This window comes from Stenotrophomonas rhizophila (assembly GCF_001704155.1).
Classification (GTDB): Bacteria; Pseudomonadota; Gammaproteobacteria; order Xanthomonadales; family Xanthomonadaceae; genus Stenotrophomonas; species Stenotrophomonas rhizophila_A.
This window is the reverse complement of record NZ_CP016294.1, coordinates 1,078,116-1,099,599: the sequence shown is the minus strand read 5'-3', so window position 1 is coordinate 1,099,599 and position 21,484 is coordinate 1,078,116. Positions and strand designations below refer to the sequence as shown.

Sequence of the window (21,484 nt, the reverse complement as noted above, 5' to 3'; positions counted from 1 at the left end):
GCCAAGCGTGCGGAGCGCTGGTTAGCCTGAGCGCTGGTTCCGGGGATACACAGATGCGCGCGCCACTGACATCGCTCGTGTTGGCCATCGCACTGCTGGCAGGCTGCTCGCCCTCGCCCGTGCCCTTGTTCAACCAGGCCCATGCCGCCGCGCCCGCGGCCCCACGCGATACGCCGTTCGCCTACGCCGAAACCGATATCACCCAGTTGCAGGCGGCGATGGCCGCTGGCGAGCTGGACAGCGTCACCCTGACCCGCGCCTACCTGGAACGGATCGCCCGGCTCGACCGCGCCGGCCCGCGCCTCAACGCCGTGCTGGAGCTCAATCCGGATGCCCTGAAGGAAGCGGCGGCACTGGATGCCGAACGCCGCCGCGGGCAGCTGCGCGGCCCCCTGCACGGCATTCCGCTGCTGCTCAAGGACAACATCGGGGCACGCCCGATGGGCACCAGCGCCGGCTCGCTGGCACTGGCCGGGTTCCGCCCCGACGATGCGTTCCTGGTCACCCGGCTGCGCGCGGCCGGCGCGCTGATCCTGGGCAAGACCAATCTCAGCGAATGGGCGAACTTCCGTTCCAGCCAGTCGATTTCCGGCTGGAGCGCGCGTGGCGGCCAGACCCGGAATCCCTACCGGCTCAGCCACAACCCGTGCGGCTCCAGCAGCGGCAGCGCGGTGGCGGTGGCGGCCAACCTGGCGGCCGCCGCGGTGGGTACCGAGACCGACGGCAGCATCGTCTGCCCGGCTGCGGTGAACGGCGTGGTCGGGCTCAAGCCCACGGTCGGGCTGGTCAGCCGCGATGGCATCGTGCCGATTTCCTTCAGCCAGGACACCGCCGGCCCGATCACCCGCAGCGTGGCCGATGCCGCCGCCCTGTTGACGGCGATGGCCGGCCGCGACGACGCCGACCCGGCCACGGCGACCATGCCCGGGCGGGCGGTGTATGACTACACCGCGCGACTGAATCCGGACGGCCTGCGCGGCGCCCGGATCGGCGTCCTGCATGGCCCGCTGGACCAGCAGCCCGGGGTCGCTCCCGCCCTTCAGCACGCGATCGGCGTGCTGCGCGATGCCGGCGCCGTGGTGGTACCGGTGCAGCTGCCTACCGACGGGCAGTGGGAAGACGCCGAACGCCTGGTGCTGCTGCACGAGTTCAAAGCCGGCATGCAGCGCTACCTGACCCGCCATCAGGCCCCCGTGCGCGACCTGGATGCGATCATCGCCTTCAACCGCACCCATGCCGACAAGGAGCTGGTGCTGTTCGGGCAGGACCTGATGGAGACGGCCGCGCAGGCCGGCGGCCTGGGCAGCCCCGAGTACATCGCTGCACGCACCCAGGCGCGCCGCCTGGCCGGTCCCGAGGGCATCGACGCGGTGCTCAAGGCCGAGCGCCTGGACGCCCTGGTGGCGCCCACCACGGGCACCGCATGGCCGATCCGTACCGGCCACGGCGATGACTTCCCGGGCGGCAGCTACAGCGCCGCCGCCGTGGCCGGCTACCCGAGCCTGACCGTGCCGATGGCGCACGTGAACGGGCTACCGTTGGGGCTGTTGTTCATGGGCACGGCCTGGAGCGAGCCGAAACTGATCGAGCTGGCGTACGACTACGAGCAGCGCACCCGGGCCCGGCGTCCACCGCGGTTCGGGACACAGGCGTTGTTGCCGTAGGTTGGCTGCGGTCCGGCCAACGGCCGGGGCTACGAATATTTACGGGCGCATTGGGATCGGGATCAACCCACCATTGGCTCCGGATAGCCTGGCGGTAGCGCCGGCCGTTGGCCGGCCCATGCACTACTGTGATTGCGCGGGTTCCTCGACCGGCACCACTGCCGGCGGACCATCTTCGGCACCCGGCGAACGCACGTCGTCGGCCGGCTGCGAACGCGGACCGCGGGTGGCCGGATCGGGGCGGTCCAGGATCTCCGCGCGCGTGCGTGGCAGCGCCTGCGGATGTTCACGGGCGAGGAAGTCGAGCATGCGTTCGCGCACGATGCAGCGCAGGTCGAAGGCATCGCCGGAATTGCGCGCACTGACCAGCAGGCGCACCTGCAGGGTGTGATCGGTGGTTTCAGTCACCTGGGTCACGCAGACTCGGCCATCCCATAGCGCTTCACCCTTGCAGATGCGCTCGAGCTCGGTGCGGATCGCCGCGATCGGCGCCCGATAGTCCAGCCACAGGAATGCGGTGCCCAGCAGGTCGGCGCTGCGCCGGGTCCAGTTCTGGAATGGATTCTCGATGAACCAGGTCAACGGCACCACCATGCGCCGCTCGTCCCAGATCCGCACCACCACGTAGCTGCTGCCGATCTCTTCCACCCGGCCCCATTCGCCTTCGACGATCACCACGTCATCGAGGCGGATCGGCTGGGTCAGCGCGATCTGCAGGCCGGCGATCAGGTTGCCGAACACCGGCTTGGCGGCGATGCCGGCGACCAGGCCGATGATGCCGGCCGAGGCCAGCAGCGCGGTGCCGATCTGGCGCACCATCGGGAAGGTCAGCAGCACCATCGAGGCGCCGACCAGGATGATGGCGCCCATCAGCACGCGGCTGAGCACGCGGGTCTGGGTCTGGATGCGGCGGGCGGCCAGGTTGTCGGCCACTTCCATCGGGTGGTCACGCAGGATCGCCTGCTCGCCGGCAGCCACCGCGCGCACCAGCAGCCAGATGAAGCAGGCCGTCAACCCGATATGCAGCAGCCGCAGCGACTGGTCCAGCCAGCGCCCGTCCAGCGGGGTGGCTTCCAGTGCGGGAATCAGCACCAGCATCGGCAGCGCGAACGCCAGCGGCCGGCTGATCACGCGCGCGATGCGCGCACGGCGGTAGTCGCGCCCCTTGAGGCGGCGAGTCAGCAACATCAGTGCCCACCATCCGGTGAGACCGATCGCCAGCGCGATCCCGATCGGCCAGAGATAAGCGGCGGCCGTCTGCCAATCCACGTGCATGCACGCTCCCGTGTTGATCACAAAGGAGCCTTAGCGTGCCAAACACGACATGACCGTAGCGTAGAGCTACGCCCGAAATTGTTACGCGGTCAGCCGCCCTGCTTGCGCACGATGGCCATGGCGATCTCGAGCGACTGTTCGTAGTTCAGGCGCGGATCCACCGAGGACCGGTAGGCACGCTCCAGGTCGCGCTCGGTGAGCTCGCGCGCGCCCCCGGTGCACTCGGTGACATCCTCCCCGGTCAGCTCCAGGTGCACGCCGCCCAGCCGCGTACCGGCGGCTGCGTGCAGGTCGAAGGACAGCTCCACTTCACTGCGCACGTTGTCGAAGCGACGGGTCTTGTAGCCGTTGCTGGTGCTTTCGGTGTTGCCATGCATGGCATCGCACACCCACAGCACGCGGCGACCATCGCGCTTGACCGCCTCCAGCAGCGGCGGCAGCTTCCCGGCGATCTGGGCCGCACCCATGCGATGGATGAAACTCAGGCGGCCGGGTTCGTCTTCAGGATTGAGCACGTCGATCAGGCGCAGCAGCTGGTCGGGCTGCACGGACGGGCCGACCTTGATGGCAATGGGGTTGCGCACGCCGCGCAGGTATTCCACGTGGGCGCCATCGAGGGCGGCGGTGCGCATGCCGATCCACGGGTAATGCGTGCTCAGGTTGAGCCAGCCATGCTGGCGCGGCACCTGGCGGGTGAGCGCCTGCTCATACGGCAGCAGCAGCGCTTCGTGCGAGGTATAGAAGTCGATCCGGTTGAGGTTGTACACCTGGGCGCCGGACAGGGTTTCCATGAAGCGCACGGCATCGCCGATGGAGGAGACCATCTTCTGGTAGTCGGTGGCCAGCGGCGAATGCCGCACCCACTCCAGGTTCCAGTACTCGGGATGGTGCAGGTCGGCGAAGCCACCATCGATCAGCGCACGCACGAAGTTCATGGTCATGGCCGAATGCGCGTGGGCCTGCAGCATCCTGCGCGGATCGGGCAGGCGCGCGGCTTCGGTGAACTCGGGCGCGTTGATCACGTCGCCACGGTAGCTGGGCAGGGTCACGCCATCGCGGGTTTCGGTATCGGCCGAACGCGGCTTGGCATATTGCCCGGCGAACCGGCCGACGCGGATCACCGGCTTGCGCATGCCGTGCACGAGCACCAGGCTCATCTGCAGGAGCACCTTGAGCCGGTTGGAGATGGTAGTGGACTCGCAGTCGCTGAAGTTCTCCGCGCAGTCGCCGCCCTGCAGCAGGAAACGCTTGCCTTCCTGCGCCTCGGCGAGCTGCTGCTTGAGCGAGAGGATCTCCCAGGAGGTCACCAGCGGCGGCAGCCGCTTGAGCTCGTGCAAGGACGCATCCAGCGCCACCGGATCGGGATACGTCGGCATCTGCAGCGCGGGCCGGCCGCGCCAGCTCTCCGGCGACCAGTCGGTCGGCAGCGAAGCGGAAGGGGTGGCACGGTCGGAGGCAGTCATCGGAATATCCAGTAAACCAGCAGAAGAAAGATCAGTAGCGACGGGCAGGACGGCGGAACGACACCACCAGCGCCCACAGGCCCAGCACGGTGAACCACACCAGGCTCCACATGGGCATGGTCAGCCCCAGGAACTGCCAGTCGATGTTGCCGCAGTTGCCGGTACCGGTAAGCACGGTACGGAACACTTCAAACGGCCCCATGGTCTCGCTCAGGAACGACAGCGGCGGCCCACAGCTCGAGCCCATGTCCTGGGGCAGCAGCTGCACGTACACATGGCGCCCGGCAATGCCGATGCCCACGGCGGCGGCAATGAAGGCCAGCACGCCATAGGTGATGCGCCCGGGCCGATCCCGCGGGCCATGCAGCGCGCCGATCAGGAACAACAACCCAAGCGCGGCGAAGGCGATGCGCTGGAAGATGCACAGCGGGCACGGCTCCAGCCCCATCTTCAGCTGCAGGAAGATCGCATAGCCCAGCAGGCCAGCACACACCAGGAACCCCAGCAGGAACTGGGCGCGGTAATTCCAGCGCAATGGATTCATTGCCAACACTCTTGTTAGTCCAGGCGCCAAGATTAACAGGGAGCTGTGCGGTGTAGGCTGCGGCCGTTTGCCGTACATCGGCTTAGTTGGCCATATGGTGTGTTTCAGGGTTTGCGCCAACAGCTGCACGGCTGAGAGGTCCACTGCCCGGCCGCGCCGGGTGCGGGTTTGCGGGGGGCGCCGTGAATACGTCCGTGTAGGCTCTTGCGAAACATCCATGTTTCGCAAAGCCCCCGCAAACCCGCCCCCGTCGCGACCCCGACGGTGGGTCGGTGCGCATGGGAAGGCCAACAGCAGCCGGGCAAGGCCCGGCTCTACGGTTGGCGAAGATGTGCCGGGCTTGGCCCGGCCGGTCCCAGATCGCGGCCTCCCACGCCCGGCCGATGGGCCCTTTGGCCACCGACCACGTGTCGGGGGTCCCGGCCGGGGTGGGTTTGCGGGGGCTTTACCAGACATGGATGTTTGGTAAGAGCCCCCATGGGTGAAGGCGCACTGCTTGCGAGGCACTGCCTCGCGTGCGACTGAACGCACAGCCGCTGGCGGCTGGGCCGGACCCCGGAGGGGGGTTCACGGCGCCCCCCGCAAACCCACACCGGCCGGGGCCCCGCAGTGACCAGCGAGCAACCAGCGCCCTTGACGTTGAAGTTGCTCTTGATCTACAGCCAACAAAAAACCCGGCACAAGGCCGGGTTCTTTGAAGAATCTTTGGTAAAGCGAGTCGATTATTCTTCGACGGCTTCAGCCACGGCGGCCGGACGGTCGACCAGTTCGACGTAGGCCATCGGCGCGTTGTCGCCAGCGCGGAAGCCGCACTTCAGCAGACGCAGGTAGCCGCCCGGACGGTTCGCGTAACGCGGGCCCAGGGTGGTGAACAGGTTGCCCACGGCTTCGTTGTCACGCAGGCGGGCGAAAGCCAGACGGCGGTTGGCAACGGAGTCGACCTTGGCCAGGGTGATCAGCGGCTCGGCGACGCGGCGCAGTTCCTTGGCCTTCGGCAGGGTGGTCTTGATCAGCTCGTGCTTGAACAGCGACGCGGCCATGTTCTTGAACATTGCTTCGCGGTGGGCGCTGGTACGGCTGAACTTACGGCCGGATTTCATGTGACGCATGACGGATGTTCCTTGAAAGAATGTTGGATCGGTTGGGTATCGCTGTCGCCTTCCCGGCGTTGTTGCTTGGACTGCGGATGGTCCGGTGCCGGCCCTCCTGGCCGACCGTCACCGCAGGCTGGCGCCTGTCGATGCGAGGTACTGCGGGTAAAGCCCCCGCACCCGAAGGTGCGGGGTAAAGCATTTACTGCGCTGGATCAGCCGAGCATGCCGTGCTGGGCGACACCGGCCGGCGGCCAGTTCTCCAGCTTCATGCCGAGCGAAAGGCCGCGCTGGGCGAGGACTTCCTTGATCTCGGTCAGCGACTTCTTGCCGAGGTTCGGGGTCTTGAGCAGTTCCACTTCGGTCTTCTGGATCAGATCGCCGATGTAGTAGATGCTCTCGGCCTTGAGGCAGTTGGCCGAACGCACGGTCAGTTCCAGGTCGTCGATCGGGCGCAGCAGCACCGGATCCACGCCGTTGTTGGCCGGCTTGGCTGCACCGCGGTCGCGGTGGGTGAAGTCACCGAAGACCGACAGCTGATCGCTGAGGATGTCGGCGGCGGTGCGCACGGCTTCCTCGGCATCGATCGTGCCGTTGGTTTCGATGTCCAGCACCAGCTTGTCCAGGTCGGTACGCTGTTCGACGCGGGCCGCTTCCACCGAATAGGCGACGCGACGGACCGGCGAGAACGAGGCGTCCAGGACCAGACGACCGATGGCACGGGTTTCTTCGTCCGGACGACGACGCGCGGCGGCCGGCTGGTAGCCGAAACCACGCTCGATCTTCAGGCGCATGTTGACTGCCGTGTCCTTGGTCAGGTGGCAGATGACATGATCCGTGTTGAGGATCTCGACGTTGTGGTCGACCTTGATATCGGCAGCAGTCACGACACCCGGACCCTGCTTGGACAGCGACAGGGTTGCGCTGTCGCCGGTGTGCATACGGATCGCCACGTCCTTCAGGTTGAGCAGGACTTCGAGAACGTCCTCCTGCAGTCCTTCGAGCGTGGTGTACTCGTGCAGTACGCCGTCGATCTCAACTTCCGTGATGGCGAAGCCCGGGATGGACGACAGCAGCACGCGACGCAGGGCATTGCCCAGCGTATGCCCGTAACCACGCTCCAAGGGTTCGATAACGACCTTGGCGCGGGTGTCGGTAAGGCGTTCGATCTGCGGACCACGAGGACGCAGAACCTGGTTGGCGGTAACCGTCATGTTGCGGGTTCTCCTAGTGAACCCCCGGCCGTCGCCGGGGGCTCTCCAATGTGAATTACTTCGAATACAACTCGACGATCAGCGCTTCGTTGATATCCGCAGGCAGGTCCGAACGATCCGGCACGGCCTTGAAGATGCCGGCGAACTTGTCGGCGTCCACTTCGATCCACGTCGGGCGCAGGTCGTGCGTCTTGGACACGGTCAGGGCTTCCTGAACGCGCAGCTGCTTGGCAGCCTTCTCGGACAGCGCGACAGCGTCGCCAGCCTTGACCTGGTAAGAAGCCAGGTTGACCGACTTGCCGTTCACGGTGACGCCGCGGTGCGAGACCAGCTGACGGGCAGCCGGACGGGTCACTGCGAAGCCCATGCGATAGACGACGTTGTCCAGGCGGGTTTCCAACAGCTGCAGCAGGTTCTCGCCGGTGTTGCCCTTCTTGGTCGAGGCCTTCTTGTAGTAGTTGCGGAACTGACGCTCCAGCAGACCGTAGATACGCTTGACCTTCTGCTTTTCACGCAGCTGGGTAGCGTAGTCGGACAGCTTGCCCTTGCGGGCGGTCGCGCCGTGCTGGCCGGGCTTCTGCTCCAGCTTGCACTTGGAGTCCAGCGCACGGGCCGGGCTCTTGAGGGAAAGGTCGGCGCCTTCGCGGCGGGCGAGCTTACAGGTAGGACCGATATAACGAGCCATTTCTTATCGCTCCTTTAGACGCGACGCTTCTTCGGCGGACGGCACCCGTTGTGCGGGATTGGCGTCACGTCGATGATGTTGGTGATCTTGTAGCCCACGTTGTTCAGCGAGCGCACGGCCGACTCACGACCCGGACCCGGGCCCTTGATGCGGACTTCCAGGGACTTGACGCCGTAATCCAGCGCGGCACGGCCGGCTTTCTCGGCAGCCACCTGGGCAGCGAACGGGGTGGACTTACGCGAACCGCGGAAGCCAGCGCCACCGGACGTCGCCCACGACAGAGCATTGCCCTGGCGGTCGGTGATGGTCACGATGGTGTTGTTGAAAGAAGCGTGGACGTGGGCAACGCCGTCAGTGACGACGCGCTTGATCTTCTTCTTGGTCTTAGCGACGGGCTTAGCCATTTCTTAGGTCCCTTACTTCCTGATCGCCTTGCGCGGGCCCTTGCGGGTGCGGGCGTTGGTACGGGTGCGCTGACCACGCAGCGGCAGGCCGCGGCGGTGACGCAGACCGCGGTAGCAGCCCAGGTCCATCAGGCGCTTGATCGCGATACCGATTTCACGGCGCAGATCGCCTTCCACGATGTACTTGGCCACTTCCGAGCGCAGACGCTCGATTTCCGGCTCCGACAGATCGCGGATCTTGGTGGTCGAGGTAACGCCTGCGGCGTCGCAGACCTTCTTCGAACGGGTACGGCCGATGCCGTAAATGCTTTGCAACCCGACCCAGACGTGCTTCTGGGCTGGCAGGTTGACGCCTGCAATACGCGCCATGACGCGGTTCTCCAGCTGAGTGATGGCCGACAGCGCACCCGAGGCGCGCCGATCCGGCAGGATGGATCAAAAAGTGAACTAGCGATACTAACAAGGTTCCGGTTTACATGGAAGCCCGTGAAACCTGAAAGGTTTCATGGACCCGGCCCAGGGAGTGTGCCCAGGCTCCGGCGCCGGATCAGGTTGACTCCGGAAGCGACCCTTTCGGGCCCTCTTCCGGCGCCGCCCGCGCTACTCCCGCGCGGGACGACCCGATCTCACCCCCACCCGGAACCGCTGCGGGGGCCGCCCTTCGTTTGTGTGGCCAGGTCCGCGAAGCGGAGGACCATCACGTCAGGAAGACGATAGTGTAGCAGGCCAATCAGCCGCGGGCAAAACCGCCGCGGTTGCCGCCCTTCAGGTTGGCCTTCTTCAACAGGCTCTCGTACTGGTGCGACATCAGGTGCGCCTGGATCTGCGCAATGAAGTCCATCACCACCACCACCACGATCAGCAGCGAGGTGCCGCCGAAGTAGAACGAGGCATTCAGCTGCGTGCGCATGATTTCCGGCAGCAGGCAGACGATCACCAGGTAGGCCGAGCCGGCCGCGGTCAGGCGGGTCAGCACCCCGTCGATGTAGTCGGCGGTGGCCTTGCCCGGACGGATGCCCGGAATCAGCGCGCCCGACTTCTTCAGGTTGTCGGCGGTTTCCTGCGAGTTGAACACCAGCGCGGTATAGAAGAACGCGAAACCGGTGATCAGCGCAGCGAACACGATCATGTGCAGCGGCTCGCCCGGACCCAGGGCGTTGGCGACCTTCTGCAGCCAGGTCGCCGAGCTGGCCTGGCCGGACCACATGGCCAGGGTGGTCGGGAATGCCAGGATGCTGGAGGCGAAGATGGCCGGGATCACGCCCGCCATGTTCAGCTTCAGCGGCAGGAACGAGGTCTGGTTCATGTACGCGTTGCGGCCACCCTGGCGACGTGCGTAGTTCACCGTGATGCGGCGCTGGCCGCGTTCGACGAACACCACGAAGAAGGTGAAGGCCAGCACCACCAGCGCGATCAGCAGCAGCTGGATGAACTGCAGGTTGCCTTCGCGGAAGGCGTCGAAGGTGTGGATGACCGCACCCGGGAGGCCGGCCACGATGCCGGCGAAGATGATCAGCGACACACCGTTGCCGATGCCGCGCTCGGTGACCTGCTCGCCGACCCACATCAGGAAGATGGTACCGGCGGTCAGCGCGACCACGGCGGTGAGCACGAAGCCCATGCCCGGCGCGTACACGACCGGCGCACCGGACGGGGACAGCTGGTTCTGCAGCGCCAGCGCGATGCTGCCGCCCTGCACCACGGCCAGCAACACGGCGCCGATGCGGGAATATTGGGTGATCTTGCGGCGACCGGACTCACCTTCCTTCTGCATCGCCTTGAGCGCGGGGAAGATGTGGACGGCCAGCTGCATCACGATGGATGCCGAGATGTACGGCATCACGTTCAGCGCGAAAATGCTGAAACGGTGCAGGGCGCCGCCCGAGAACATGTTGAACATGTCCACGATGCCGCCGCCCTGCGCCTGCATGAGCGCAAGCATGGCATCGGGATTGACGCCCGGCACCGGCACATAACAGCCGATGCGGTAGACGATCAAAGCCCCGACGACGAACAGCAGACGCTGGCGAAGTTCCGTGAACTTGCCGAGCCCGCCGCCCAGGTTACCAATGCCAGCTTGCGCCATGTCTTACTCCTGTACGCTGCCGCCGGCAGCTTCGATCGCGGCCTTCGCACCGGCCGTTGCTGCGATGCCCTTCAGGGTGAAGGCCTTGGTCAGGCCGCCCTTCATGACGATCTTGGCCTGCTTGGCAGTGCTCGGGACCAGCTTCGCAGCGCGCAGCGCGGCGAAATCGATCTCGCCAGCTTCCAGGCGGTCCAGGTGGTACGACAGCACTTCGGCGGTGTCCTTGGCGATCTTGGAACGGAAACCGACCTTCGGCAGACGACGCTGCATGGGGGTCTGGCCGCCTTCGAAGCCCGCCTTGATCTTGCCGCCACCCTTACGGGCGAACGAACCCTTGTGGCCGCGGCCGCAGGTCTTGCCCAGGCCGGAGCCGATACCACGGCCGACGCGGGTGCGCTCTTTGCGCGCGCCCGGTGCCGGGCTCAGTTCATTGAGATGCAGGGTCATTGGATTATTCCTCAACCTTGACGAGGTAGTGGACCTTGTTGATCAGACCGCGAACCTGCGGGCTGTCCTTCAGGACACGCACATCGTTGAGCTTGTTCAGGCCCAGGGCACGCACCGACAGGCGGTGACGCGACTGGGTGCCACGCAGGCCGCCAACCAGACGGACCTTGACGGTCTTGACGGTGTCATTAGCCATGGTTGAGATCCTCCACCTTCTTGCCGCGCTTGGCCGCGATGCGGGCCGGCGACTGCATTTCGGACAGACCCTTCAGCGTGGCGCGAACCAGGTTGATCGGGTTGCGCGAACCGACGGCCTTGGCCAGCACGTTCTTGACGCCCACCGCTTCCAGCACGGCGCGCATGGCACCGCCGGCGATGACGCCCGTACCTTCCGAAGCCGGCATCATGAACACGCGGGCTGCGCCGTGGCCGGACTTCACCGGGTGCCACAGGGTGCCGTTGTTCAGATCGACGTCGGCCAGGTTCTTGCGAGCCTGCTCCATCGACTTCTGGATCGCGACCGGCACTTCACGCGCCTTGCCGTAGCCGAAGCCAACCTTGCCTGCGCCGTCACCGACCACGGTCAGTGCGGTGAAGGTGAACTGACGACCGCCCTTGACGGTCTTGCTGACGCGGTTGACCGCGACCAGCTTCTCGATCATGCCGTCGTCGACTTTCTCTTCGCGGTTACGGTCGCGATCGCGACCCCGCTGCTGACGTTCTTCTGCCATGTTGATTCCTTGATTGATTGGGTATGTACGGCTCAGGGCCGCTTATAGCTGTGGAATGACGCGGTGGATCGAACGCCCCTGCAGAAGAAGGACGCCGCCCGGCACAACCCGTGCCGGCAGGCAGGCGGAAGCGGGGACCAGCCCCGCTTCCTTATCCCTTAGAACTGCAGGCCGCCTTCGCGGGCTGCATCGGCCAGTGCCTTGATGCGGCCGTGGTAGCGGTAGCCCGAGCGGTCGAAAGCGACCTTCTCGATGCCCGCAGCCTTGGCGCGCTCGGCAACCAGCTTGCCGACCTTGGCGGCGGCGTCGCTGTTCTTGCCGTTCTTCAGGCCTTCCTTGACGTCGGCCTGGGTGGTGTTGGCAGCAGCCAGCACCTTGGAGCCGTCGGCGGTGAAGACCTGGGCGTACAGGTGCTGACCGGTGCGCAGCACCGACAGACGCGGCACGCCGAGGACACGGATGTGTGCGCGGGTGGACTTGGCGCGACGCAGGCGAGCAATGTTCTTGTTCATGATCTTTTTCCTTGAAAGCTGAAGACAGGATTCCTCCCCGGAACGGGGACTCGCCCTTACGCCTTCTTGGCTTCCTTACGAATGATGACTTCGCCGGCGTACTTCACACCCTTGCCCTTGTAGGGCTCCGGCTTGCGGTAAGCGCGGATCTTGGCGGCAACTTCGCCCACCAGCTGCTTGTCGGTGCCCTGGACCAGGATTTCGGTCTGGGTCGGGGTCGACAGCGTGATGCCTTCCGGCGCCACGTACACAACCGGGTGCGAGAAACCGAGCGCCAGGCTCAGGTCCTTGCCCTGCATGGTGGCGCGGTAACCCACGCCGACCAGCTCAAGCTTGCGCTCGAAGCCATCGGTGACACCCTTGACCATGTTGGCCAGGATCGCGCGGACGGTGCCGGTGAGGGCGACCAGCTCGTCATTGCTGGCGGCCAGGGTGGCAACGCCGTCGTTGACGGAAATTTCAACGCCAGCAACCTTGGCCAGGCTCAGGGTGCCCTTCGGGCCCTTCACGCTGACGGATTCCGGCTGGATGTTCAGTTCAACGCCCTTGGGCAGGTTGACCGGCTTCTTGGCTACGCGGGACATAGTGGTTTCCTTCTCGCCTTAGGCCACGAAGCACAGGACTTCGCCGCCGACGCCCAACTGGCGCGCCTGCGCATCAGTCATGATGCCCTTGGAGGTGGAGATGATGGAGATGCCCAGGCCGTTCAGGACCTTCGGCAGCTCGGACTTGCCACGGTACTGGCGCAGACCCGAACGCGAGAAGCGCTTCAGGGTCTCGATGACCGGCTTGCCCTCGAAATACTTCAGGACGATTTCAAGCTCGGCCTTGTTGTTCTCGGTCTTGGTCACGCGCAGGTCGGTGATGTAGCCTTCGGCCTTCAACACTTCTGCGATTGCAACCTTGATCTTGGAGGACGGTGCTTTCACCGTCTGCTTGCCAACCGCGGCCGCATTCTTGATGCGTACCAGCAGGTCGGCGATGGGATCAGTCATGCTCATAGTCGATACCTTTGAGTGCACCGATATCCGCTTTCGCGAAAATCTTGCTATTTGGAATGGGCCTGGCGGCCCGTCGTTCGGGTGTTGCGCCCTACCCCACCCCATGCCGCCGGGTGAGACGCGGGAGTATACGACAAAAAGAGCCCGACCGGGGTCGGACTCTTCAAGTCGGGGTGAACCTGAACAGGCCCACCCCGTACTGCAGGGACGGATCCCTTACCAGCTGGCCTTGCGCAGGCCCGGCACGTCACCACGCATGGTGGCTTCGCGCAGCTTGTTGCGGCCGAGGCCGAACTTGCTGTACACGCCACGCGGGCGGCCCGACAGTTCGCAACGGTTGCGGTGGCGGCTCGGCGACGAATCGCGCGGCAGCTTCTGCAACTTGATCACGGCCTGTTCCTTCTCTTCGTACGAAGCGGTCGTGCTGGAGATGATCTTCTTCAGCTCTTCACGCTTGCCGGCGTACTTGACGGCCAGCTTCGCACGCTTCAGGTCGCGGTTGACCATGGAGGTCTTTGCCATTTCGGATTCCTCGACGTATCAGTTACGGAACGGGAACTTGAACGCTGCGAGCAGCGCCTTCGCTTCCGCATCGGTCTTGGCGGTGGTGGTGATGGCGATATCCATGCCGCGGATCGCGTCGACAGCGTCGAAGTCGATTTCCGGGAAGATGATCTGTTCCTTCACACCCATGTTGAAGTTGCCGCGACCGTCGAAGGAACGACCCGAGACACCACGGAAGTCGCGCACGCGCGGCAGCGAGATGTTGATCAGGCGATCCAGGAACTCATACATCTTGGCACGACGCAGCGTGGTCTTGCAGCCGATCGGCCAACCATCGCGGATCTTGAACGAAGCCACCGAGACGCGGGACTTGGTCACGATCGGCTTCTGGCCGGAGACCTTGGCCATGTCGGCGACGGCATTTTCCAGGATCTTCTTGTTGGTCGCCGCTTCGCCGACACCCATGTTCAGGGTGACCTTGACCAGGCGGGGAACCTGCATCGGATTGGTGTAGCCGAACTGCTTCATCAGCGCCGGCACCACTTCTTCCTGGTAGAACTTTTCGAGACGGGAACTCATCTTCTCATTCCTCAGGCGTCAAGCGCCTCACCGCTGGAGCGGAACACACGCAGTTTGCGTCCATCCTCCAGCACCTTGAAGCCAACGCGCTCGCCCTTGCCCGAAGCCGGGTTGAGCACATTCACGTTGGAGATATGGATCGACGCTTCACGCTCGACCACTCCGCCGGCAACGCCTGCCTGCGGGTTCGGCTTGGTGTGGCGCTTGACGATGTTCACGTTGGCGACGATCACACGATCGCCGTCGACGCGGACGACTTCGCCCTGCTTGCCCTTGTCCTTGCCGGTGTTGACGACGACCTGGTCGCCCTTCTTGATACGGTTAGCCATGATTATCTCCTGTCGCTCACAGCACTTCGGGAGCGAGCGAGACGATCTTCATGAACTTCTCGGAACGAAGTTCACGGGTCACCGGCCCGAAGATGCGGGTGCCGATCGGCTCTTGCTTGTTGTTGAGCAGGACCGCGGCATTGGTGTCGAAACGGATCAGCGAGCCATCGGCGCGACGCACACCCTTGCGGGTACGCACCACGACGGCGTCGAACACTTCACCCTTCTTGACCTTGCCGCGCGGAATTGCATCCTTCACGGTGACCTTGATGATGTCACCGATGTGTGCGTAGCGACGCTTGGAGCCGCCCAGCACCTTGATGCACATCACTTCCTTGGCACCGGAATTGTCCGCGACCTCGAGGTAGCTCTGCATCTGGATCATGAGTCAGATCTCCTTATTGAGCCGCACGGGTGACAATTTCCACCACGCGCCAGTTCTTGGTCTTGGACATCGGAGCAATTTCGGTCACGCGGACGACATCGCCTTCATTGCAGGCGTTGTCGGCGTCGTGCGCGTGGAGCTTGGTCGAACGACGCAGGTACTTGCCGTACAGCGCGTGCTTGACCTGGCGCTCCACCAACACGGTGACCGTCTTGTCCATCTTGTTGCTGACGACACGGCCTTCGACCGTGCGCAGCTGCTTGTTTTCAGTATTGTCGCTCATCGCGGCCATCCTTACTTGTTGCTGCCGAGCAGGGTCTTGACGCGAGCAATCTCGCGGCGGACCCGGCGGGTTTCGTGAGTCTTCGGCAGCTGCCCGGTGACCTGCTGCATGCGGAGCGAGAACTGCTCCTTACGCAGGTCAACCAAATGGGACTTCAGGTCGTCAGCCGACTTTTCGCGAAGCTGTTTGATATCCATCACATCACCGTCCGGGTCACGAAAGTGGTGGTCACGGAGAGCTTGGCAGCTGCCAGGCGGAACGCCTCGCGTGCCACGTCTTCACCCACACCTTCAATTTCATAGATCATGCGGCCGGGCTGGATCTGGGCTACCCAGTACTCCACGTTGCCCTTACCAGAACCCATTCGGACTTCGATGGGCTTCTTGGTGATCGGCTTGTCGGGGAACACTCGGATCCACATCTTGCCACCGCGCTTGACGTAGCGGCTGATCGAGCGGCGGGCCGCTTCGATCTGGCGCGCGGTCAGCTGACCGTGGGCGGTTGCCTTCAGGCCGTATTCGCCGAAGCTGACAGCGTTGGCGCTCCAGCTCAGGCCATCGTTACGGCCCTTGTGTACCTTGCGGTACTTGGTTCGCTTGGGTTGCAACATTGTCGTTACCTCGCTTCACGGGCCGGGCGCTGACGGTCACCGCGGTCACCGCGATCGTTACGATCGTTGCGCGACGGGGTGTCGTCCTGCTTTTCCTGGCCAACCTGGGAGAAATCGAAAACCTCGCCCTTGTAGATCCAGACCTTGATGCCGATGATGCCGTAGGTCGTCTTGGCTTCAGCGAAGCCATAGTCGATGTCGGCACGCAGCGTGTGCAGCGGCACGCGGCCTTCGCGGTACCACTCCGAACGGGCGATTTCAGCACCGTTCAAGCGGCCACCGACGTTGACCTTGATGCCCAGGGCACCGAGGCGCATCGCGTTGCCGACCGAGCGCTTCATTGCGCGGCGGAACATGATGCGACGCTCCAGCTGCTGCGCGATCGACTCGGCAACCAGCTGTGCGTCCAGCTCGGGCTTGCGCACTTCGGTGACGTTGATGTGCGCCGGAACGCCCATCATTTCGCTCACTTCCTTGCGCAGCTTCTCGATGTCCTCACCACGCTTGCCGATCACCACGCCCGGACGGGCGGTGTGGATCGTCACGCGGGCGGTCTTCGCCGGACGTTCGATGAGGATCTTGCTGATGCCGGCCTGCGCGAGCTTCTTGCGCAGCATGTCCCGCACCTTCAGGTCGGCTGCCAGATAACCAGCAAACTCGGCCTTGTTGGCGTACCACTTGGAGTTCCAGTCCTTGGAGATGCCGAGGCGGATACCAATCGGATGAACTTTATGACCCATGGTGTTTTCCTTTCCGCTTACTTGCCGGCGCCCACAACCACAGTGATGTGGCTGGTGCGCTTGAGGATGCGGGTGCCGCGGCCTTTCGCCCGCGCCATGAAACGCTTCAGGGTCGGACCTTCATCAACCATGATGGTCTGAACCTTCAGCTCGTCGACGTCGGCGCCCTGGTTGTTCTCGGCATTGGCAATAGCCGACTCCACCACCTTCTTGATCAGGTGGGCAGCCTTCTTGTCCGAGAACTTCAGCAGGTTGACCGCACGCTCGGCCGGCAGGCCGCGCACCTGGTCAGCGACCAGGCGTGCTTTCTGCGCAGAGATGCGCGCGGAGCGCAGGATTGCTTTCGCTTCCATTGTCATCTCTCCTTACTTGCCCGACTTCTTGTCACCACCGTGACCCTTGAAGGTCCGGGTGATGGCAAATTCGCCGAGCTTGTGGCCGACCATGTTCTCGTTGACGAGCACCGGAACGTGGTTCTTACCGTTATGAACGGCGATGGTGATGCCTACCATTTCCGGCAGGATCATCGAACGGCGCGACCAGGTCTTGATCGGCTTCTTGCTACCCGCAGCGGCCTCCACCTTCTTGACGAGGTGGTGATCGACGAACGGGCCCTTCTTGAGTGAACGTGCCATGGTCGATTAGCCCCTACGATCGCGGACGATGAATTGCTGGGTGCGCTTGTTCTTGCGCGTCTTGTAACCCTTGGTCGGAACACCCCACGGGGTGACCGGATGCGGATTACCCTGGCCGGCCTTCGCCTCACCACCACCGTGCGGGTGGTCAACCGGGTTCATGGCAGCACCACGAACGGTCGGGCGGACACCGCGCCAGCGCTTGGCGCCAGCCTTGCCCAGCTTTTCCAGGTTGTGTTCGTCGTTGCCGACTTCACCGATCGTTGCGCGGCACTCGACCGGCACCTTGCGCATTTCACCCGAGCGCAGGCGCAGGGTGGCGAAGACGCCTTCACGAGCGACGAGCTGCACGGCAGCGCCGGCGGCACGCGCGATCTGGGCACCCTTGCCCGGCTTCAGTTCGATGCCGTGGACAGTGGTACCAACCGGGATGTTGCGCAGCGGCAGGGTGTTGCCGGTCTTGATCGGCGCATCCGAACCCGCGATCACCTGGTCACCGGCCTTCAGGCCCTTCGGTGCGATGATGTAGCGGCGCTCGCCGTCGACGTAGCACAGCAGGGCGATATGGGCGGTGCGGTTCGGATCGTATTCGATGCGTTCCACGCGCGCCGGAATGCCTTCCTTGTTGCGCTTGAAGTCAATCAGACGGTAATGCTGCTTGTGACCACCGCCCACGTGACGGGTGGTGATGCGACCGTGGTGGTTACGACCACCGGTATTGCTCTTCGGCTCCAGCAACGCTGCGTGCGGTGCGCCCTTGTGCAGATCGGGCGTAACCACGCGCACGGCCGAACGGCGGCCGGGGGAAGTGGGCTTGAATTTCATCAATGGCATGGGATGTACCTCAGGCCTTGGCCGTTACATCGATGGACTGGCCATCGGCGAGACGCACGTACGCCTTGCGCCAATCGCCGCGGCGGCCGGTGCGGTTACGGAAGGACTTGTTCTTGCCCTTCACGTTCAGCACGTTGACCGCTTCGACCTTGACGTCGAACAACTGCTCTACCGCGGCCTTCACGTCGGCCTTGGTCGCTTCGTTCGAGATCTCGAAGACATACTGGTTGGAATGTTCCTGCAGGCGCGCGGTCTTTTCGGAGACTCGCGGAGCACGCAGCACGCTGAAGATTTTTTCGTTGCTGTTCATGCCAGCCACTCCTCGACCTTCTTGACCGCATCAGCGGTGATGACGACCGTGTCGGCACCGACCAGCGACACCGGATCCAGGCCCTGCACGTCACGCACTTCCACGTAGGGAATGTTGCGGGCCGACAGGTACAGGTGCTCGGTGGCTTCCTCGGTGACGATCAGCGGGCGCTTGCCCACTTCCAGGCCGGCCAGCTTGGCGATCAGAGCCTTCGTGCTGGTCGCTTCGACATCGAAGGACTCCACGATGGTCAGACGGCCCTGGCGGTTCAGCTCGGACAGGATCGCGCACATGGCGGCACGGTACTGCTTGCGGTTGACCTTCTGCTCGAAGCTGCGCGGCTTGGCCGCGAAGGTGACACCGCCGCCGACGAAGATCGGAGCCGTCAGCGCGCCATGACGCGCACCGCCGCCCTTCTGCTTCTTCGACTTCTTGGTGGTACCAGCCACTTCAGAACGAGTCTTCTGTGCCTTGGTGCCGGCGCGACCGGCATTGCGATAGGCAACGACGACCTGGTGGACCAGATCTTCGCTGAAATCGCGACCGAACACGGCATCGGAGACCGAGACCTTGTTGTTGCTACCCGTGATAACGAGTTCCATCGTCATCTCTCCTTATGCCTTGCTAGCCGGACGCACGATCACGTCACCACCCGCAGCGCCAGGCACGGCGCCACGAATCGCGATCAGACCGCGCTCGACGTCGACCTTGACAACTTCCAGGTTCTGCGTGCTCTGCTGCACGGCACCCATGTGGCCCGACATCTTCTTGCCCGGGAAAACGCGACCCGGGGTCTGGCGCTGGCCCAGCGAACCCGGCGCGCGATGCGACAGCGAGTTACCGTGGGTTGCATCGCCCATACGGAAGTTGTAGCGCTTGATGGTGCCCTGGAAGCCCTTACCCTTGGTGACACCCTGGACGTCGACCTTCTGGCCAACTTCAAAGATGTCCGCCTTGACTTCGCCGCCAACGGCGAAATCGCCGAGCTGCGCGTCTTCAACGCGGAATTCCCACAGGCCACGACCGGCTTCCACCTTCGCCTTGGCGAAGTGGCCGGCTTCCGGCTTGTTGACCAGGGCAGCGCGACGCGCGCCGACGGTCACCTGCACGGCGCTGTAGCCGTCAGCCTCGACGGTCTTGATCTGCGCGATGCGGTTCGGGGTAGCTTCAATCAGGGTCACCGGGATGGCCTGGCCATCTTCGGTGAACACGCGGCTCATGCCAGCCTTGCGGCCCACGAAGCCCAACGAATATTTCTTCGTCATGGTCGTAGTCCTCAGGTCAGCTTGATCTGAACGTCGACGCCGGCAGCCAGTTCGAGCTTCATCAGCGCGTCCACGGTCTTGTCGTTGGGGTCGACGATGTCGAGCACGCGCTTGTGCGTGCGGGTCTCGTACTGGTCACGCGCGTCCTTGTCGACGTGCGGCGAGACGAGAATGGTGTAACGCTCGATCTTGGTCGGCAGCGGGATCGGGCCACGCACTTGCGCGCCGGTCCGCTTTGCCGTTTCAACGATCTCGCTGGCCGAACGGTCGATCAAACGATGATCGAACGCCTTCAACCGAATCCGGATCTTTTGGTCCGCCATGGCGGTAGGTTCCTTCGTTAAAAGAGCGACGGACAAGGCCTCTGGGTTGCCTTGTCCCATGAATATCCTGAATGCGGACGCCGCACATTCCTGCGCGGCGACAAGATCTTTCCGTAGACCTCAAAAATCGAGGCAGACCGGTCTCCCGATCTGCCCAGACAAAAAGTATAGCGCGCATACAACGCGGCGGTCAACAGGGGGTCCTGTTGACACTGCCTGAATGGCGCGACCCTTCCTGGTCTGGGGAACACGAGGTGCGTCCTGCGCCTCTTTTCCCGTTTGTGTTGCAACCCCGATGCCCTACCCAGGCAACATCGGGGCGCAGAGTCTAGCAGATTACTTGATGATCTTGGAGACCACGCCGGCGCCGACGGTACGGCCGCCTTCACGAATCGCGAAGCGCAGGCCTTCGTCCATGGCGACCGGGTTGATCAGGGTCACGACCATCTTCACGTTGTCACCCGGCATCACCATCTCGACGCCTTCCGGCAGCTTGGCGGCGCCAGTGATGTCGGTGGTACGGAAGTAGAACTGCGGGCGGTAGCCGTTGAAGAACGGGGTGTGACGGCCGCCTTCGTCCTTCGACAGCACGTAGACTTCGCCTTCGAACTCGGTGTGCGGCTTGATCGAACCCGGCTTGCACAGCACCTGGCCGCGCTGGACGTCGTCACGCTTGGTGCCGCGCAGCAGCAGACCGGCGTTGTCGCCTGCCTGGCCCTGGTCCAGCAGCTTGCGGAACATTTCCACACCGGTCACGGTGGTCTTCTGGGTGTCGCGGATACCGACGATTTCGATTTCTTCGCCGACCTTGATCACACCGCGCTCGATACGACCGGTCACCACGGTGCCGCGGCCCGAGATCGAGAACACGTCTTCCACCGGCATCAGGAAGGTCTTGTCCACGTCACGTTCCGGCAGCGGGATCCAGGTGTCCAGCGCCTCGACCAGCTTGATGATGGCCGGCACGCCGATCTCGCTCTGGTCGCCTTCCAGCGCCAGACGGGCCGAGCCCGAGATGATCGGGGTGTCGTCGCCCGGGAAGTCGTACTTGCTCAGCAGCTCGCGGACTTCCATTTCGACCAGTTCCAGCAGCTCGGCGTCGTCCACCATGTCGGCCTTGTTCAGGAACACGACGATGTACGGCACGCCGACCTGACGCGACAGCAGGATGTGCTCGCGGGTCTGCGGCATCGGGCCGTCAGCAGCCGAACAGACCAGGATCGCGCCGTCCATCTGGGCAGCACCGGTGATCATGTTCTTGACGTAGTCAGCATGGCCCGGGCAATCGACGTGGGCGTAGTGACGCTCGGTGGATTCGTATTCGACGTGTGCGGTCGAGATCGTGATGCCACGCGCCTTTTCTTCCGGCGCGGCGTCGATCGCGGAGTAATCCTTGAATTCGCCACCGAAGCGCTCTGCGCCGATCTTGGTCAGCGCAGCAGTCAGCGTGGTCTTGCCATGATCGACGTGACCGATGGTGCCGACGTTGACGTGCGGCTTGGTGCGCTCGAACTTACCCTTTGCCATTGTTGTATACCTTGGATATCAGAAAGAGGGAGATGAAGGCCTG

The 21,484-nt window shown here is 64.0% G+C and carries 32 protein-coding genes; 1 reads left to right on the top strand and 31 read right to left on the bottom strand.

The genetic code is table 11. The annotated features are described in order from the left end of the window. Positions 1 to 53: 53 nt before the first annotated feature. A complete protein-coding gene (locus BAY15_RS04885; protein WP_068849491.1) occupies positions 54 to 1,664 on the top strand; it encodes an amidase in 1,611 nt (536 codons plus the stop codon). 123 nt (positions 1,665 to 1,787) lie between these two features. Here the strand turns inward: BAY15_RS04885 and BAY15_RS04880 are convergent, their stop codons facing one another. From BAY15_RS04880 to tuf, 31 genes are all read right to left on the bottom strand, one after another. Continuing rightward, positions 1,788 to 2,939 (bottom strand): mechanosensitive ion channel family protein, encoded by a 1,152-nt coding sequence (locus BAY15_RS04880; protein ID WP_068849489.1) that lies wholly within the window; start codon positions 2,937 to 2,939, stop codon positions 1,788 to 1,790. Between the two features lie 89 nt (positions 2,940 to 3,028). Continuing rightward, the gene (locus tag BAY15_RS04875) at positions 3,029 to 4,402 is read right to left on the bottom strand and encodes a class II 3-deoxy-7-phosphoheptulonate synthase (RefSeq protein WP_068849487.1); all 1,374 of its coding nucleotides are present in this window, start codon (positions 4,400 to 4,402) and stop codon (positions 3,029 to 3,031) included. A gap of 31 nt (positions 4,403 to 4,433) precedes the next feature. Then, complete coding sequence (locus BAY15_RS04870) at positions 4,434 to 4,946, bottom strand: disulfide bond formation protein B (RefSeq protein ID WP_068849485.1); 513 nt, start codon at positions 4,944 to 4,946, stop codon at positions 4,434 to 4,436. Positions 4,947 to 5,668: 722 nt separating this feature from the next. Continuing rightward, the gene (gene rplQ, locus BAY15_RS04865) at positions 5,669 to 6,055 is read right to left on the bottom strand and encodes a 50S ribosomal protein L17 (RefSeq protein WP_068849483.1); all 387 of its coding nucleotides are present in this window, start codon (positions 6,053 to 6,055) and stop codon (positions 5,669 to 5,671) included. 197 nt (positions 6,056 to 6,252) lie between these two features. Further along, positions 6,253 to 7,251, bottom strand: coding sequence for a DNA-directed RNA polymerase subunit alpha (locus tag BAY15_RS04860; protein ID WP_068849481.1), 999 nt, complete (start codon positions 7,249 to 7,251; stop codon positions 6,253 to 6,255). A gap of 55 nt (positions 7,252 to 7,306) precedes the next feature. Further along, positions 7,307 to 7,936: a 30S ribosomal protein S4 gene (rpsD, locus tag BAY15_RS04855; protein ID WP_068849480.1), complete on the bottom strand. Its 630-nt coding sequence runs from the start codon at positions 7,934 to 7,936 to the stop codon at positions 7,307 to 7,309. Positions 7,937 to 7,950: 14 nt separating this feature from the next. After that, the gene (gene rpsK / locus BAY15_RS04850; RefSeq protein WP_017355427.1) at positions 7,951 to 8,340 is read right to left on the bottom strand and encodes a 30S ribosomal protein S11; all 390 of its coding nucleotides are present in this window, start codon (positions 8,338 to 8,340) and stop codon (positions 7,951 to 7,953) included. A gap of 12 nt (positions 8,341 to 8,352) precedes the next feature. Continuing rightward, on the bottom strand, positions 8,353 to 8,709 hold the full coding sequence (gene rpsM / locus BAY15_RS04845; RefSeq protein ID WP_017355426.1) for a 30S ribosomal protein S13: 357 nt from the start codon (positions 8,707 to 8,709) through the stop codon (positions 8,353 to 8,355). A 361-nt stretch (positions 8,710 to 9,070) separates the two neighbouring features. Further along, positions 9,071 to 10,426, bottom strand: coding sequence for a preprotein translocase subunit SecY (secY, locus tag BAY15_RS04840; protein ID WP_068849478.1), 1,356 nt, complete (start codon positions 10,424 to 10,426; stop codon positions 9,071 to 9,073). 3 nt (positions 10,427 to 10,429) lie between these two features. Continuing rightward, positions 10,430 to 10,873, bottom strand: coding sequence for a 50S ribosomal protein L15 (rplO, locus tag BAY15_RS04835; RefSeq protein WP_068849476.1), 444 nt, complete (start codon positions 10,871 to 10,873; stop codon positions 10,430 to 10,432). 4 nt (positions 10,874 to 10,877) lie between these two features. After that, positions 10,878 to 11,069, bottom strand: a complete 192-nt coding sequence (rpmD, locus tag BAY15_RS04830; RefSeq protein WP_068849475.1) for a 50S ribosomal protein L30 — start codon at positions 11,067 to 11,069, stop codon at positions 10,878 to 10,880. Beyond that, a complete protein-coding gene (gene rpsE, locus BAY15_RS04825; protein ID WP_038690276.1) occupies positions 11,062 to 11,604 on the bottom strand; it encodes a 30S ribosomal protein S5 in 543 nt (180 codons plus the stop codon). Before rpsE ends, rpmD begins: the two co-directional genes overlap by 8 nt. Before the next feature lie 158 nt (positions 11,605 to 11,762). Next, on the bottom strand, positions 11,763 to 12,116 hold the full coding sequence (gene rplR, locus BAY15_RS04820; RefSeq protein WP_019186158.1) for a 50S ribosomal protein L18: 354 nt from the start codon (positions 12,114 to 12,116) through the stop codon (positions 11,763 to 11,765). 56 nt (positions 12,117 to 12,172) lie between these two features. Then, on the bottom strand, positions 12,173 to 12,700 hold the full coding sequence (rplF, locus tag BAY15_RS04815; RefSeq protein ID WP_068849473.1) for a 50S ribosomal protein L6: 528 nt from the start codon (positions 12,698 to 12,700) through the stop codon (positions 12,173 to 12,175). A gap of 18 nt (positions 12,701 to 12,718) precedes the next feature. Next, the gene (gene rpsH, locus BAY15_RS04810; protein ID WP_017355419.1) at positions 12,719 to 13,117 is read right to left on the bottom strand and encodes a 30S ribosomal protein S8; all 399 of its coding nucleotides are present in this window, start codon (positions 13,115 to 13,117) and stop codon (positions 12,719 to 12,721) included. A 216-nt stretch (positions 13,118 to 13,333) separates the two neighbouring features. After that, entirely contained in the window at positions 13,334 to 13,639 is a 306-nt protein-coding gene (gene rpsN, locus BAY15_RS04805; protein ID WP_068849472.1) for a 30S ribosomal protein S14, read from the bottom strand. Between the two features lie 18 nt (positions 13,640 to 13,657). Further along, positions 13,658 to 14,200, bottom strand: a complete 543-nt coding sequence (gene rplE / locus BAY15_RS04800) for a 50S ribosomal protein L5 (RefSeq protein WP_068849470.1) — start codon at positions 14,198 to 14,200, stop codon at positions 13,658 to 13,660. Between the two features lie 11 nt (positions 14,201 to 14,211). Then, positions 14,212 to 14,529: a 50S ribosomal protein L24 gene (gene rplX / locus BAY15_RS04795; RefSeq protein ID WP_017355416.1), complete on the bottom strand. Its 318-nt coding sequence runs from the start codon at positions 14,527 to 14,529 to the stop codon at positions 14,212 to 14,214. Between the two features lie 16 nt (positions 14,530 to 14,545). Beyond that, the gene (rplN, locus tag BAY15_RS04790; protein ID WP_068849469.1) at positions 14,546 to 14,914 is read right to left on the bottom strand and encodes a 50S ribosomal protein L14; all 369 of its coding nucleotides are present in this window, start codon (positions 14,912 to 14,914) and stop codon (positions 14,546 to 14,548) included. 13 nt (positions 14,915 to 14,927) lie between these two features. Continuing rightward, on the bottom strand, positions 14,928 to 15,197 hold the full coding sequence (rpsQ, locus tag BAY15_RS04785; RefSeq protein WP_068849467.1) for a 30S ribosomal protein S17: 270 nt from the start codon (positions 15,195 to 15,197) through the stop codon (positions 14,928 to 14,930). Between the two features lie 11 nt (positions 15,198 to 15,208). Beyond that, positions 15,209 to 15,394: a 50S ribosomal protein L29 gene (rpmC, locus tag BAY15_RS04780; protein WP_068849465.1), complete on the bottom strand. Its 186-nt coding sequence runs from the start codon at positions 15,392 to 15,394 to the stop codon at positions 15,209 to 15,211. Beyond that, positions 15,394 to 15,807 (bottom strand): 50S ribosomal protein L16, encoded by a 414-nt coding sequence (gene rplP, locus BAY15_RS04775; protein WP_068849463.1) that lies wholly within the window; start codon positions 15,805 to 15,807, stop codon positions 15,394 to 15,396. Before rplP ends, rpmC begins: the two co-directional genes overlap by 1 nt. A gap of 5 nt (positions 15,808 to 15,812) precedes the next feature. Further along, positions 15,813 to 16,547, bottom strand: a complete 735-nt coding sequence (gene rpsC / locus BAY15_RS04770; RefSeq protein WP_068849461.1) for a 30S ribosomal protein S3 — start codon at positions 16,545 to 16,547, stop codon at positions 15,813 to 15,815. A gap of 17 nt (positions 16,548 to 16,564) precedes the next feature. Then, positions 16,565 to 16,900, bottom strand: coding sequence for a 50S ribosomal protein L22 (gene rplV / locus BAY15_RS04765; protein ID WP_017355410.1), 336 nt, complete (start codon positions 16,898 to 16,900; stop codon positions 16,565 to 16,567). Positions 16,901 to 16,912: 12 nt separating this feature from the next. Further along, positions 16,913 to 17,182: a 30S ribosomal protein S19 gene (gene rpsS, locus BAY15_RS04760; RefSeq protein ID WP_017355409.1), complete on the bottom strand. Its 270-nt coding sequence runs from the start codon at positions 17,180 to 17,182 to the stop codon at positions 16,913 to 16,915. Between the two features lie 6 nt (positions 17,183 to 17,188). Continuing rightward, positions 17,189 to 18,016: a 50S ribosomal protein L2 gene (gene rplB / locus BAY15_RS04755; protein ID WP_068849460.1), complete on the bottom strand. Its 828-nt coding sequence runs from the start codon at positions 18,014 to 18,016 to the stop codon at positions 17,189 to 17,191. Positions 18,017 to 18,026: 10 nt separating this feature from the next. Beyond that, positions 18,027 to 18,326, bottom strand: a complete 300-nt coding sequence (gene rplW, locus BAY15_RS04750) for a 50S ribosomal protein L23 (RefSeq protein WP_068854553.1) — start codon at positions 18,324 to 18,326, stop codon at positions 18,027 to 18,029. Then, a complete protein-coding gene (gene rplD / locus BAY15_RS04745) occupies positions 18,323 to 18,928 on the bottom strand; it encodes a 50S ribosomal protein L4 (RefSeq protein WP_068849458.1) in 606 nt (201 codons plus the stop codon). The genes rplW and rplD overlap by 4 nt, the downstream gene beginning before the upstream one ends. 12 nt (positions 18,929 to 18,940) lie before the next feature. Continuing rightward, positions 18,941 to 19,591, bottom strand: coding sequence for a 50S ribosomal protein L3 (rplC, locus tag BAY15_RS04740; RefSeq protein ID WP_068849456.1), 651 nt, complete (start codon positions 19,589 to 19,591; stop codon positions 18,941 to 18,943). 11 nt (positions 19,592 to 19,602) lie between these two features. Then, positions 19,603 to 19,914, bottom strand: a complete 312-nt coding sequence (gene rpsJ / locus BAY15_RS04735; RefSeq protein ID WP_010341589.1) for a 30S ribosomal protein S10 — start codon at positions 19,912 to 19,914, stop codon at positions 19,603 to 19,605. A 336-nt stretch (positions 19,915 to 20,250) separates the two neighbouring features. Then, the gene (tuf, locus tag BAY15_RS04730) at positions 20,251 to 21,441 is read right to left on the bottom strand and encodes an elongation factor Tu (protein WP_068849454.1); all 1,191 of its coding nucleotides are present in this window, start codon (positions 21,439 to 21,441) and stop codon (positions 20,251 to 20,253) included. Positions 21,442 to 21,484 lie beyond the last annotated feature (43 nt).